Source organism: Methylobacter svalbardensis (genome assembly GCF_037671525.1).
Classification (GTDB): domain Bacteria; phylum Pseudomonadota; class Gammaproteobacteria; order Methylococcales; family Methylomonadaceae; genus Methylobacter_A; species Methylobacter_A svalbardensis.
Genome location: NZ_JAWPOH010000004.1, coordinates 86,373 through 99,305, shown reverse-complemented (window position 1 = coordinate 99,305; position 12,933 = coordinate 86,373). Strand labels below are relative to the sequence as shown.

The window sequence follows — 12,933 nt, the reverse complement described above, 5'->3', positions numbered from 1 at the left end:
TTCGCCTTTCGCCTTTCGTCTTTTGCCTTGAATCCTTTAAAAATCCTATTCAGCGCCGGAGAATCATCCGGCGATCAACACGCCGCCAATATGTTTCTGGAGCTGCAAAAACAGCAACCGGACATTAAAGGCCTCGGCATGGGCGGCGCAAAAATGGCTCAGGCGGGTATCGATATCCGTTATGATTCGGCGAATATCGGCGTCATCGGCGTGGTTGAAGTCATCAAGCATTATGCCGAAATCCGCCGTGCGTTAACGTTGATGCAGGAACTGGTAGCTACCGAGCGCCCCGATTTGCTGGTTTGCGTAGACTACAAGGAATTCAATTTCAAGCTGGCGCGTTACGCCAAACAGCAGGGTATTAAAGTATTGTTTTATGTCAGTCCCCAAGTCTGGGCATGGCGGCCGGGTCGGGTAAAAGCCTACGGCAAAGTCATCGATATGATGGCGGTGATCTTCCCGTTTGAGAGCGCTTATTACGATGCCGAAAAAGTGCCGGTACGCTATGTAGGCCATCCTTCGGTAGATAAGGTCCACGCCCGGTACAGCAAAGATGAGGATTTAAGCCGTTTTGGGCTGGATAAAAGCAAGCCGATAGTCGGCTTGTTGCCCGGCAGTCGTGCTAACGAAATCAAGCGCATGTTGCCGGTGATGTTGGCCGCAGCAGAAAAAGTGCAGGCCAATCTGAGCGAGTGTCAGTTTGTTTTGCCGCAAGCCGATTCGATCAGCGACGCATTGCTTGACGACTACCTGCGTCAGTCGCCGTTAAGCGTTACCGTCATCAAAAACCAGCCTTACGACGTGATTCAATGCTGCGACGCGGTGATGACCACGTCAGGCACCGCGACCTTGGAAATCGCCTTGTTGACCGTGCCGATGGTCATTGCCTACAAGCTGTCATCGATAACCTATTGGCTGGGAAAATGGCTGGTCAATACGCCGTTCATCGGCTTGCCGAATATCGTGCTGGGCAAAAGTATCATCAAGGAACTGATTCAGCAGGATGCGACGGCCGAAAACCTGTCTGACGAAATCACCCGGATTTTGACCGATCAGGCCTACGCCGATCACATGCGCCAAAACCTGAGTCAGGTTAAGCAGCAGTTGGGGCAGGGCGGCGGTTCCAAAAACATGGCGCTGCTGGCATTGGAGATGCTGTCGACTTAGCCGGATTGTGGAGGCGAAAAAACCAGGCAACAGGGTGAGCTTTTCTGTTAATGTTTACCGGTAGGTCAATCCAGATTTATAAATTGCCAAATGAGGGGGTAACGATGGAAATTGGAACTGTATTTAAACTGCTGGCTTTTTTGCTGTGGCCGTTTTTACTGGTGTTTTTATACTACCTGTTTGACCGGAAAGGTTTTAAGAGGCGGCTGGAGAAGTTTAAGCAAGACGGTTTTAAATAAGCTTTTAAGCACATCAGGCGGGTTTGCCGCCTGATGTGCCGCTGTTTTTTAATATCGCGGCACCGAGCTATCGCAGTCACAAGACCAGGCATCAATGCCTCCGGTTAAATTGACAAGCTGTTTAAATCCTGAATTATCAAGATAGAGGCAGGCTTGCAAACTACGCACGCCATGATGGCAAATCACTACGATTTCCTGTTGCGGATTCAGCTCACCCAGTCTTTGCGGGATTTGATTCAGCGGAATCAATACGCTGTTTTCTATGCTGGCGAATGCAAACTCATGGGGTTCCCTGACATCCAGCAAAAATAAATGCGGTTCATGTTGAATTCTGGTTTTTAATGCGGATGCTGATAGTTGTGTGACGGTCATGGTTATCCTTTGTTAATAAAGCGATCTAAACGTTGCATGGCGACAGTCATTTTATCTATGGACGTCGTATAAGCAAAGCGGAGGTAGTGATTGGCCTCATTTGTTCCAAAATCCTTTCCCGGCGTTACTGCAAGCCCTTCAGCTTCCAGTAAATCCAGCGCGAATTGAAAGCTGTCGTTGGTAAACTTTGAACAGTTGGCATAAATATAAAACGCGCCGTCCGGTTTAATCGGTATTTCAAAGCCCAGATTCAATAAGGCATCAAAAAGAAAATCACGCCGCCGTTCAAATTCGGCGCGTCTGTGCTCAAGCTCAGCCAGCGTGTGCGGGTCAAATGCGGCTAATGCGGCATATTGCGAATGGGTTGCGGTAGCGATAAATATATTTTGCGCCAGCTTCTCGGTGGCATCGGTAAACGCCTCCGGCACGATCAACCAGCCGATCCGCCAGCCGGTCATGCCGAAATATTTGGAAAAACTGTTGATCACAAACACATTGTCACTAAACTCCAGCGCCGTTGTCGCCTTATCGCCATAAACCAGGCCATGATAAATCTCGTCGGAATAAAAGCAGCCGTCCAATGCATTCACGGTGTGAACGGCTTGTTTTAATTGGTCCGCAGCGATGAGGGTTCCGGTAGGATTCGACGGCGATGCAATCAACACGCCTTTGGTGTTTTTAGTCCAATGCTGTTTGATCTGCGCGGCTGTCAGTTGGTAACGGCTGGTGGCATCGACCGGAACGGTTCTGGCTTTGCCGTCAAACAGCCGGATAAAGTTGCTGTTACAGGGATAACAGGGATCAGCCATAAGCAGTTCTTCCGATGGGTTAAGCGTAACCCCCAGCGCTAATAAAAATGCCCCAGAAGCGCCTGGTGTGACAAAAATACGCTTCTTGTCCACAGTCACCGAATAACGCTGCCGATAAAACTCGGCTATTTTTTCACGCAGCTCAGGCAAGCCGGCGGCCGGGGTATATTTCACTTCGCCGGTTTTAAGCTGTCGAATGCCGGCCTCCATAATGGCCGGAGGCGTTGCAAAATCGGGTTCACCGATTTCCATATGAATGATGTCTTTGCCCTGAGCTTCCAGCTGTTTTGCGCGTCGCAGTAACTCCATCACATAAAAGGGTGAAATTTCCTGGGTTCGCTTTGCCAGTCGTACGTCCATAATGTTGTCGCTTATTACAAAAGCATAGAATCATACCAATAAACCTTGCTATCCGGTTGCTATTCTGCTAAAAATGCGCGGTTTTAATTAATCTTGTCTTAGGAGTTAATGGATGACCGATAGTACTAAAACTGGCGACTCACCTTTCAGTTTTAAGCCTTATCAAGCAAAAGAAGGCGAAGAGTATATGAATAGTGCTCAACTGAAGCATTTTGAAACTATTCTTAGAAACTGGAAAGGCGAATTAATGCACGAAGTGGATCGCACTGTGCACCATATGCAGGATGATGCCTCTAATTTTCCTGATCCTAATGACCGAGCGTCTCAGGAATCGGAGTTCAGTCTGGAATTAAGAACCCGTGATCGTGAGCGTCGACTGATCAAGAAAATTGATGAATCCCTTAAAGAAATTGAATCAGGGGATTATGGTTTTTGTGAGTCTTGCGGCATTGAAATTGGCGTACGTCGTTTGGAAGCCAGACCCACTGCCAGCCTGTGCATCGACTGCAAAACACTCGATGAAATTCGTGAAAAACAAATGGGTTAAGCCTGGACAAACACCCCACCATCGGCCGGTTTGCACCCTCGCCCACCGGCCCTTTACATCTAGGTTCCCTGTACACGGCTCTGGCCGGTTTTCTTCAGGCCCGCTCACAACAGGGTCGGTGGCTGCTGCGCATTGATGACCTTGACACCCTCAGAAACATAAAAGGCGCCGCCGATACTATTTTAAAAACGCTGGATATTTTTGGCCTGCATTGGGACGGTGGGGTGTATTACCAAAGCCGACATATCGACGCTTATAACGATATTATCAGCGACTTACAAAGAAACCGGCTTATCTATCCTTGCACCTGCAGCAGAAAAAAACTGACGGCCAACGCTAGAGGACAAGCGCTGCCCGATATTTACCCCGGCATTTGCCGAAACCGGCAAACCCCGCCTGATTGCCCTTATGCATTGCGCATTAAAACCGATAACCGCGTTATTGCCTTTCGGGATGAGCTGCAAGGCCTGATTTCCCATAATATCGCCGGGCAAGATGGCGATTTTATCGTGCAACGCAAAGACCGGGTTATTGCTTATCAATTTGCCGTGGTCATTGATGATAACTTGCAACACGTCAACCACATCGTTCGCGGCTTTGATTTACTGGATGCAACGCCTAAACAGATTTATCTGCAACAGCTGCTGGGGTTTGCTATGCCCGGCTATATGCACGTTCCGGTTATTGTTGACGAACAAGGCTGTAAACTCAGCAAACAGACGCAGGCGACAGCCATTGATTTAACAGCGCCGCATCGGGTCATCTTTAAGTTGCTGGTCTTATTAAGGCAGAATCCGCCGATTGAGCTACAACGAGTCTCGGTTGCTGAGTTGCTTAACTGGGCGATTGAGCATTGGCATCCGCTTTTGTTAAAGAATACCCATGCCGTTAGTTGAATTTTCTGGCGGAACAATAGCTATTAAGGGGTGCTGATACGTAACAATGTCTTTATTCCTTTGATTACTTATTTTTATGACCATGAAGGACATGAAGATAATGAAGGAAAGAGAATTGGGTGATTTGTCGAATAAGGATGTCTAATTATCTTTACTGTAAAGCTATTAAAGCAAGGACTAAAAAGTTTTGTTTTATAAAATCATCTCTATAGAAAACGCAGGAAGTTAATACAGTAAATTCTTCATGCTCTTCATGGTGAAAACAAATAAATCAACTCCCCATTAAGTTTATCGACTTACGTTATGCTAACTCGACCTCGACATCTACGGATAATTCGACTTGAGCCGAATGCATGACAACTCGATTGCGGCCTTCCTGCTTGGCGCGGTACATTGCCTGATCGGCGGCGGCTATCAGTGAGGCGAATTCCACGCCGGCATGTATCGAATCGGATACGCCGATGCTGATGGTGCTGCTCAGAGCTTCGCCGCCGAATTCCATCACCATTGCCGCATAGGTTTGACGCAGGCGATCCGCCAATTTCCAGGCATCCTTTTCGAGAGTAGACGGCAGTAGAATACAAAATTCCTCGCCGCCATAGCGGGCGAAATAGTCGTCGCTGCGAATGGTTTTTTGCGCCACCGCAGCCAGACGCCGCAATACCTTATCTCCCACCGGGTGACCGTAGCGGTCGTTGATGGACTTGAAATGATCGACATCGATCATCATGACTGCCAGCGTATCGCCGGTACGGCTGCAGCGTGCTGACAGACGGACGGCTTCCTGTTCCAGACTTCGACGGTTCAGCGCCCCGGTCAACATATCAGTCGATGCCAGTTTTTGCAGATCCGCGGCAAGGCGGTAATTCAGCATCAGTACGAGTCCGAAGGCCAGGCACATTTGCGCCATGCTGCCAATAAAGAATGTTGCCGGATTGATGGGCGTTTGCGCATAAAGGCTATAGGTATCGGGCGGTGCGAGAAAAACGATGACCGCTCTGGCCAGAAACATCGTGGCAACGACAGTGAACGATGCACCGGTAAACCAATACGCAGTACGTAACGGTTGTGCTATACGGATGAACAAGGCACGGGCGCAGGCTGCGTTGCCGATGGAGAACACCAACGAATTAGCGATAACGCGGGCATGGATATCGGGATGGAGGACCACGAACCAGAGGCTTTGAATAAACGCCATTCCGGCCAGCAACCATGGAATATATCGGGTACAGCGTCCTGTCTTGAATGCCTGAATTCCGTTGAATTGCAGACCTATCCCAGCTGCCATTAAGGTAGCGCCAAATGACAAAATCCAAGCGCTGTCGAGTCCCAGATGAGTATAGGAAAAGCCTAGGCCTAGTCCGATGCATAAACTGCCAGCTGCCCAGTGCTGAACTCCTCGGGTGTTACCGGCATGTAATCCCGCCAGTGTAAGTAGGCCGGAAAACAGCAAGCTCAGTGCGGATACCATCACCATCATCGTGCGGATGTCGAGAGTCATTGCGCTACCGGATAGTGGGCAGAATTTTATAGTGAGGGTGCATTTTATTCCTGATTTACAACTGCTGTTACACGGTGTTGCGTATTCCCTGTGGACGCTGTCGGTAACGATGCGGCACTGGATTTTCATTATATAGCAGACATTCATAATAACAGCGTTGAATAATGACATTTTTTCAGGATAAAGCCTGTTCCGCGCATTGCTGATAATTAAACGGCTATAGCATACAATGTGGGTTGAATATCGGGTTGACCTATTATTTTACTTGGACGAGTTGCGGCTATGAATGATTTTATGAAAAATACACCGATACGACAGCTCATTCCCGGCATTTTACTGGCCGGGCTTTTATTGCTGAGTTTTATGGTGATGTATGAGTTTTTGCTTACCCTGACCTGGGCGTTGATTATCGCCTACGTGGCATGGCCGGCTTACCGGTGCTTAAGACATCGGCTCAACGGCAATACCACACTCAGTGCGGCGCTGATGACCACGATGATTGCGGCAGTAATCTTCCTGATCGTCTACTGGCTGGCCGCGATGTTGCAAGATGAGCTGAAAACCGCCTATCAAACCCTGTTCAGCGGTTTTAACCAGGACACTTACCGTTTACCCGATTTTATCAAGCGCATTCCGTGGTTGGGTAACACCGCGCAACAATGGTTAGATCGGTTGATTGACGACCGGGCTGGAGTAGTTGCGCAATTTGCCGACTGGGCTCAGCAACGGTCGGGCGAATTTGCCAAGTTTGTTGGCGGTATCGGTCATTACATTATCAGATTGGGCGTTATCCTGGTGACAGTGTTCTTTTGTTTCCGTGACGGTGACGAGGGCGTTAGGCAGTTGCATCAAGGTCTGGTACGGTTTCTGGGGAAATATCAGCATGTTTATCTGCAAGCCGCAGGACAAACTACCCGAGCCGTCGTTTACGGCCTAGTGCTTGCCGCATTGGGGCAGGGCATGCTGGCCGGATTGGGTTACGCTGTTGCCGGTGTCCAGGCGCCTGTCCTGTTGGGCACGGTGACTGCGTTGTTGGCGCTGGTTCCGATGGGCGCCACACTGGTGTGGATGCCGATCGGTGTCATGCTGATATTGACGGGACAGTCCTGGCAGGGTGTGGGCTTGTTGCTCTGGGGCTTTCTGGTTGTGAGTACCGTGGATAATGTTATTCGGCCGCTGGTTATCAGCGGCGCCAGCCGGGTGCCTTTTCTGGTGGTGCTGTTCGGCGTTCTTGGCGGACTCACGACTTTCGGCATGGTCGGTCTGTTTTTAGGGCCGGTGATTCTGGCTGTTCTGTTATCCGTTTGGCAATCCTGGTTGAAGCTGCAACAGCATGAACAAGATACCTCAGGATCGGCATCGGCCCCAGACTTGGACGTTCAGCCGGGCTGGCATACCCTGCCGGTCGGGGCGGCACTTGCCGCCCAGCAGTCTGATTCGGCCATCGGCTTGAGCCAGACAGCCGCCGCAGACCGCTTGAATCGTTACGGCCCTAACCGGCTGGACGAAAAACCGTCGCGTCCCGCCTGGCACCTGTTGTTATCGCAGTTCAAAAGCTTTCTTATCCTGGTGCTGATTGTCGCGGCTATTTTGGCCGCCACTATCGGTAATATAATAGACGGCGTTGTGATTTTAGTCGTTGTGACCATCAATGCGCTGCTGGGATTTTACCAGGAATTCCAGGCTGAAAAATCGCTGGCGGCGCTTAAGAATATGCTCGCGTTGCAGGCGGATGTGCGCCGCGATGGTGGCAATATCCAGCTGCCTGCCGATCAGCTGGTGCCGGGCGATATAGTCATTCTGGAACCCGGCGACAAGATTCCCGCCGATGGCCGCATTATTTCCTGTCAGACATTGGAAGTCGATGAGTCCGCGTTGACCGGCGAGTCGGTACCCGTTGGCAAGCAGCAACAGGCAGTCGGGCCGATAACGCTACCGATTGTCGAGCGCAGCAACATGCTGTATATGAATAATGCCGTTACCCGTGGTCGTGCCGAAATGCTGGTGACCGCTACCGGTATGAGCACCGAGATCGGCAAACTGGCGGGACTGTTGGCCGAGGAAAAAGACGGCGATACCCCCTTGCAAATACAGCTCGACAGCCTGGGCAAACGTCTGGCCTTGATAGCCGTTGCAATCATCGGGCTATTGTTTATGTCCGCCTTGTGGCGCGGCGAGCCGTTGATTCAAACCGCATTCACCGCGATTGCCCTGGCGGTGGCGGCCATCCCCGAGGGTTTGCCGGCAGTGGTCACCGTAACCCTGGCTTTGGGGATGCATCGCATGGCCCGCCAACGCGCCATCGTCAAACGTCTGTCCGCCGTGGAAACCTTGGGTTGTACCACGGTGATTTGCACCGACAAGACCGGCACCTTGACCGTTAATAAAATGACTGCGCGGTCGGTTTTTTATAAAGGCCAAGGCTATAAGGTCAATGGCGAAGGTTATGCAACTGCCGGCGATATTTTGCCATTAAAAGAAGGTATTGCCGCGGATGATTTAGCGGATTTATTGCTGCCTTTAGCGCTGTGCAACAATAGTCATTTTCAGGACAAACAGGTGGTCGGCGATCCTATGGAAGGCGCATTATTAGTGCTTGCCGCCAAAGGCGGTATCGACCAGGAGCAGGCCATCCTGCAACTGCCGCGCATCGCCGAAATCCCTTTCGATGCCGAACATAAATTCATGGCGACTTTTCATCAACAGGGCGACCAGATCAAGGTGTTTATCAAGGGCGCGCCGGAGGTCTTGCTCAAGCTGAGTCAGTCGATCATTGATAACAATGGCAACTCGTTGCCGCTTAAACAGGAGCAACTGCTGGCTAAAAACCAAGCCATGGCTGGCACTGGTCTGCGAGTGTTGGGCGTAGCGGTGCGCACCCTGCCCGCAGGCGACTTCAGGGTAGATAACGACTTGTTCCAATACATCAAGGAACTTAACTTTGTCGCTCTGGTCGGTCTCATGGATCCGCCCAGACCCGAAGCCCGCGAGGCCATCAAGCTTTGCCAGCAGGCCGGCATTGCCGTGAAAATGATTACCGGCGACCAGAAAGTAACAGCCTTTGCGATTGCCCAGGAACTGGGCTTGACAGGTGAAGTGATCGAAGGCGAAGAATTGGCCGGACTGGATGATAAAGTTCTGGCCGCCCGTATCAACGCCATTACCGTCTTTGCCCGCATCGCACCGGAACAGAAAGTGCGGATCGTCAAAGCCTTGAAAATCGATGGTCATGTGGTGGCGATGACCGGCGACGGCGTCAACGATGCGCCCGCCTTAAAGAGCGCCGATATTGGCATCGCCATGGGCATTACCGGTACCGATGTCGCCAGGGAAGCCGCATCGATGATATTGACCGATGACAATTTTGCCACCATCGTCAAGGCGGTCAAAGAGGGCAGGGGCATATACGACAACATGGTCAAATTCGTGCGCTTTCAGCTATCCACCAATATCGGCGCCATCCTGACCGTAGCCGGAGCGCCGCTATTAGGGTTGCCATTGCCGTTTACCGCCGTGCAATTGCTGTGGATCAACATCATCATGGACGGTCCGCCGGCGATGTCGCTGGGCGTCGATCCGGTTCGCACCGGCAGCATGGGCGAAGCGCCACGCAACCCTGAATCGCGGATACTGTCATTGCGGCGTTTCGGCAACCTTTTCAGCTATGGGCTGATCATGGCTATCGGCACTCTGGGCATTTTGTATTACGACCTGCAAACCGGCGAAAGCCTGTCGGGAACAGGCGCAGCTCATGCGACGACCCTGGCGTTTACCACCTTTGTGTTGTTCCAGGTGTTTAATGTATTTAATGCCCGAGCGGAAAAAGGCACGACCTTCAACCGGCATTTTTGCGCCAACCGATGGCTCTGGCTGGCTATATTCGGGGTGGTGCTTCTGCAAATACTGGTGATACATTGGCCGTTTGCACAGTTAATCTTCCATACCACAGCGTTAACAAAACTGGATTGGCTGATGGCGGTTGGCATTGCCGCCTCGGTACTTGTTGTTGAGGAATTGCGCAAATTGTTGAGACGGGTTATTACTGGGTGAGTCGTATTGCTTGCTGCGGTTAGTAACGAAGAACGTCTGAATACTAGGATTGCACTTCGGAGTTGAATCCGCCCCTCGACTAACCGGACTGGATTGCATTCGGTAACGTAGTCATCCAAGGTTTCTGGAAATAAGGTGCTTTGTGTCCGATGCTCGCCTTGTATAAAACGCTTCATTTGAAGTCCTTAACGTTTAATTAGTGCTTTATTTTACCATTTATCACATTAATTTACCTTATATTTCATATTCTTAGGTTCTATATTTGCGATTTTGACTATGACTTGCGTTTTGACACACTCTGGTACGCTAGCGCACTGTGAACCTCTGCGGAAAAGAGTTTAATTATTTTAAATGGATCTCAGAACCGGTTGTTTTTTAATAGGGCCTGACGCCCCTGAAATTATCCAGGGCAGGGCAGGGCAGGGCAGGGCATGGCTGTTGCTATTCGAGCCGGTGCGACCAAGGCGGTATTTGACTCAACTATCGGCATACATCCTACTGCTGCCGAAGAATTTGTTACCCTGCGTGAAGCAGTAATCTAAGCGGTATGGAAATATCTAATCTACCTTAAGTAAATAACCTATACTGATGTCGAATTGAAGCAGCGGCTGTATTTTTACCAACGTCGTTATATCGACCTATTAATGGATGTTTTTCTATGGTAACGATTGACTTGCTGCGGCACCAGATAATTAAAAATCTGATGGCACAGCACACTGAAAAAGTTGAGGATGCCGCCATTGACTTATGGGAGCAGATGACAACCAAAATCGTTTCGATCATCGGTGAAGGTGGTTTTAATTCACTTTACGCGAGAAGTGTATTCCTTACCCAGTCAACATTTCCTTGGCTCACCGCCGGCTCACTGTCATCTCAGACTGATCACCGGTTCGCGGGATTAAAAATGAGCTTTGAAGGACAAACGCCCGGGCAAGCCAGTGAAGCAAATAGTCTGCTACTGATCACTTTCACCGACATCCTGGCCTCGTTGATTGGCGAGCAGTTAACAACCAGTATTTTACGCTCGGCTTGGAGCTATGACGCTTCGGACAGGCCCTGCAAGGAGTTCAAAAATGAGTAACAAGTTAAACATACGTCGTTTGCCAACTGGCGTACCGGGGCTGGACAGCCTGTTGGGCGGAGGCATTCCGGAGTTTTCGTTTAACCTGATCGCGGGCACACCGGGAGGCGGCAAAACAACGCTCGCTCACCAGATCATGTTCTCGCAGGCCAACCCGAATAACCGGGCACTGTTCTTCACGGTGCTCGGAGAGCCCGCTTTGAAGATGCTCCGTTATCAACAGCAATTTCCGTTTTTTGATATCAATAAGATCAATGAATCGATCCGCTACGTCAACATGTCTGAAGACCTCATGGAGGGTGATTTTGACTGCGTATTGTCACGCATAGCCGAAGAAGTGAAAGACTATGCTCCCAGTCTTGTATTTGTTGATTCGTTTCGATCAGTCGTGCAGTCAGCGAAGCATATGAAGCAGGGGGCGTCCGAGTTGCAGCATTTCGTTCAACAACTCGGCATGCAAATGACGAGCTGGCAGGCAACCACATTTTTAATCGGTGAATATTTGACGCCAGAAACAGAGTCCAGCCCCGTCTTTACCGTGGCGGATGGCATCCTGTGGCTTTCGCAAAATTTGCAGCGCAATTCAACGGTGCGCAAGATACAAGTGGTCAAAATGCGTGGTCAGGCCCAGGTACCCGGTTTGCATACGTTCCGTATCAGCGACGAAGGAGTCCAGGTTTTCCCGCGTGCGATTGTCCAACAGGGCGCAGCGGTAGGGTCAGCAAACAAGGCATCCACTGGGAAGCAACGTGTGCCGATGGGAGTACCCGGTCTGGATGAAATGTTGGGTGGCGGCTTGCCGGCTGGATATTCGCTACTCCTGGTCGGGCCATCCGGTTCCGGAAAAACCATATTGGCGACGAAATTCCTCGCCGAAGGGGTGCGTAGGGGCGAACCCGGTGTGATTGCGGCGTTTGAGAAAAGCCCCAGCCAGATGATGAACAATCAGCTGTCTACGCTGGTCACGGCTGGACAAGTCGGGGTGATCAACACGCGCTCCCTGGATTTGTCGATTGATGAAACCTTGCATGACTTGATAGAAATGATTACTAGAATGCAGGCAAAGCGCGTCGTCATTGACTCCTTGTCTGGATTTGAACTGGCACTGGCACCCGAGTTCAGTGAAGATTTTCGTGGGTCGCTGTACAGGATGATTGCCGAACTGACGGATTTAGGCGTGACCATATTAATGACCTCGGAACTGGAAGACCGCTACACCGATTTGCGCTTTAGTCCATTTGGGAGTGCTTTTCTCGCTGACGCGATTATCGTGCTGCGTTATGTCGAAATCGCGGGCCAATTTAAACGCATCTTCTCGGTCGTTAAAGTCCGTGGCAGTGAGCACAGTAAGGACATTCGGTTGTTTGACATTACAAACAAAGGCATCAGCATTGGCGAGACCTTATCTGCGTATACCGGAATCATGTCGGGCCGACCCACGGCCAGCTCGTGGCCAGAATGACCGGGTGATGAAGGGCGGTAATGAACAGAAAAGACAGCGCTCGACGATCACATAATTATGTTGCAGCAAGCAGGTAAGTCCATGTCTGAAAAACCACTCGATTCACTCACTCCCGACGTTCTCGTTGGCATCACCGAGCTCCGCCGTCAAGAGGCGCTGCTCAAAGCAGGCGCCCTGCAGAGCGCAATTTTCAACAGCGCCAACTTTTCGAGTATCGCCACTGACGCCAAGGGCGTCATCCAGATCTTCAACGTCGGCGCGGAACGCATGCTGGGCTACACGGCCGCCGACGTGATGAACAAGATCACCCCGGCCGACATTTCCGATCCGCAGGAAGTGATCGCGCGCGCCAAGGCGTTGAGCGTCGAGCTCGGAACCCCGATTGAGCCAGGCTTCGAGGCCTTGGTGTTCAAGGCCTCACGCGGGATCGAGGACATCTACGAGCTGAC

General features: G+C 50.8%; 11 protein-coding genes and 1 pseudogene. 9 read left to right on the top strand and 3 right to left on the bottom strand.

Annotated features, from left to right (window positions below):
• The first annotated feature begins 27 nt into the window (after positions 1-27).
• Both lpxB and RW114_RS02960 read left to right on the top strand, forming a co-directional pair.
• Positions 28-1,167 carry a lipid-A-disaccharide synthase gene (lpxB, locus tag RW114_RS02965; protein ID WP_340121220.1) on the top strand — a complete coding sequence of 380 codons (1,140 nt, stop codon included), beginning with the start codon at positions 28-30 and terminating at the stop codon, positions 1,165-1,167.
• A 104-nt stretch (positions 1,168-1,271) separates the two neighbouring features.
• The gene (locus tag RW114_RS02960) at positions 1,272-1,406 is read left to right on the top strand and encodes a hypothetical protein (RefSeq protein WP_340121219.1); all 135 of its coding nucleotides are present in this window, start codon (positions 1,272-1,274) and stop codon (positions 1,404-1,406) included.
• Positions 1,407-1,454: 48 nt separating this feature from the next.
• Here the strand turns inward: RW114_RS02960 and RW114_RS02955 are convergent, their stop codons facing one another.
• On the bottom strand, positions 1,455-1,778 hold the full coding sequence (locus RW114_RS02955; RefSeq protein WP_340121218.1) for a rhodanese-like domain-containing protein: 324 nt from the start codon (positions 1,776-1,778) through the stop codon (positions 1,455-1,457).
• 2 nt (positions 1,779-1,780) lie between these two features.
• Entirely contained in the window at positions 1,781-2,947 is a 1,167-nt protein-coding gene (locus tag RW114_RS02950; protein ID WP_340121217.1) for a pyridoxal phosphate-dependent aminotransferase, read from the bottom strand.
• Between the two features lie 112 nt (positions 2,948-3,059).
• Between RW114_RS02950 and dksA the strand changes: the two genes are divergently transcribed.
• Entirely contained in the window at positions 3,060-3,494 is a 435-nt protein-coding gene (gene dksA / locus RW114_RS02945; RefSeq protein ID WP_340121216.1) for an RNA polymerase-binding protein DksA, read from the top strand.
• 2 nt (positions 3,495-3,496) lie between these two features.
• Entirely contained in the window at positions 3,497-4,390 is an 894-nt protein-coding gene (gene gluQRS / locus RW114_RS02940; RefSeq protein WP_340121261.1) for a tRNA glutamyl-Q(34) synthetase GluQRS, read from the top strand.
• A 301-nt stretch (positions 4,391-4,691) separates the two neighbouring features.
• Here gluQRS and RW114_RS02935 read toward each other — a convergent pair whose 3' ends face one another.
• Positions 4,692-5,891, bottom strand: coding sequence for a GGDEF domain-containing protein (locus RW114_RS02935; RefSeq protein ID WP_340121215.1), 1,200 nt, complete (start codon positions 5,889-5,891; stop codon positions 4,692-4,694).
• A gap of 282 nt (positions 5,892-6,173) precedes the next feature.
• Between RW114_RS02935 and RW114_RS02930 the strand changes: the two genes are divergently transcribed.
• The 5 genes and pseudogenes from RW114_RS02930 to RW114_RS02910 all read left to right on the top strand — a co-directional run.
• On the top strand, positions 6,174-9,941 hold the full coding sequence (locus RW114_RS02930) for an HAD-IC family P-type ATPase (protein ID WP_340121214.1): 3,768 nt from the start codon (positions 6,174-6,176) through the stop codon (positions 9,939-9,941).
• Positions 9,942-10,354: 413 nt separating this feature from the next.
• A pseudogene (locus tag RW114_RS02925) lies at positions 10,355-10,483 on the top strand (hypothetical protein); the annotation flags it as partial.
• Positions 10,484-10,599: 116 nt separating this feature from the next.
• The gene (locus tag RW114_RS02920) at positions 10,600-11,022 is read left to right on the top strand and encodes a hypothetical protein (protein ID WP_340121213.1); all 423 of its coding nucleotides are present in this window, start codon (positions 10,600-10,602) and stop codon (positions 11,020-11,022) included.
• On the top strand, positions 11,015-12,484 hold the full coding sequence (locus RW114_RS02915; protein ID WP_340121212.1) for a DUF7125 family protein: 1,470 nt from the start codon (positions 11,015-11,017) through the stop codon (positions 12,482-12,484). The genes RW114_RS02920 and RW114_RS02915 overlap by 8 nt, the downstream gene beginning before the upstream one ends.
• Before the next feature lie 81 nt (positions 12,485-12,565).
• Positions 12,566-12,933: PAS domain-containing protein (locus RW114_RS02910; protein ID WP_340121211.1), on the top strand; the 368-nt coding region annotated here is incomplete at its 3' end.